Raw genomic sequence first — 877 nt, 5'->3', positions numbered from 1 at the left:
GAGGCATTCCTACCGCAACTATCCAGTCAAAATGGTTGTTTCAGGAGAGATTTCGGATCTACTTCTTTGGGTGGGGTTGATTATTTCAATTCCAATAACAGTTTGGGCTTTAGCTCGGCTTTTTACTGACGGGTCTTCAGTTCGTAAACACTTCATTGCGAAAAACAGTGTTTGGTTTGGGGTATTTGCATTTACAATCGGCATTCCGATGATTGCTACGATGGCGGTGTACAAAGGTTTTCCAGTTTTCGGACATTTGTTTTACTCAGAGCCAGCCATGGTTGAGGTTACAGTTGAAAGGAAAAGAAGCAGATTCCATGTCCGGGGGTATGTTTTTTGTGAGGGCATATTTTATGCCAAAGAATTTAAGTCTTCTTTTGATAATAGTATATGTGGCTTAGAAAAAAGCGATTGGTATAGCCTGAGGATGGGAGATAAAGTGACGCTAATTGGCAATAGTTCGAGTTTTGGGTTTATGTATTCCGACTATAAAATTCATGATTTTAAGGGCTAGATTGCGATATCAATATATAACCAGTCAATCAAGTTCGTTCCGGCCTGCGGCCTCCACCGGACGCCCCTGACGGGCCGCCGCTTATTTCAGCGTGTGTGCCGGGCATGGCACAGAACTAGGGAGGTGAAAGTCCTCCTGCCAGGTGTTCGCAGAGCCGAAGGCTAGGAGAAGGGCAAGGGCGTCATCGCGAGGTGGGGTCTGAAGGAAGCCCAATCCAAAGCGGCGGGGCGACGAACAGGAACCCGATACGAGGTGTGGTACATCCGGGGCGAGCGGGCACGTGACCGCGAAGCCCTCCTTCTGCGACTGGGGTGTGCTTTATAAATCGGGCGTTCATGCCGCGAAAGCTCTGTGCCTTACCCC

1 protein-coding gene is annotated in these 877 nt (G+C 48.6%); it reads left to right on the top strand.

Annotated elements, in window-relative coordinates; all coding sequences use genetic code 11:
• On the top strand, positions 1-514 hold a 514-nt coding region (locus Q669_RS19670; RefSeq protein WP_160170572.1), incomplete at its 5' end, for a hypothetical protein.
• Positions 515-877 lie beyond the last annotated feature (363 nt).

It is taken from the genome of Marinobacter sp. C1S70 (assembly GCF_000475355.1).
Classification (GTDB): Bacteria; Pseudomonadota; Gammaproteobacteria; order Pseudomonadales; family Oleiphilaceae; genus Marinobacter; species Marinobacter nauticus.
Note: the sequence above shows the minus strand (reverse complement) of the source record. Positions and strands in the feature narration are given on the sequence as shown.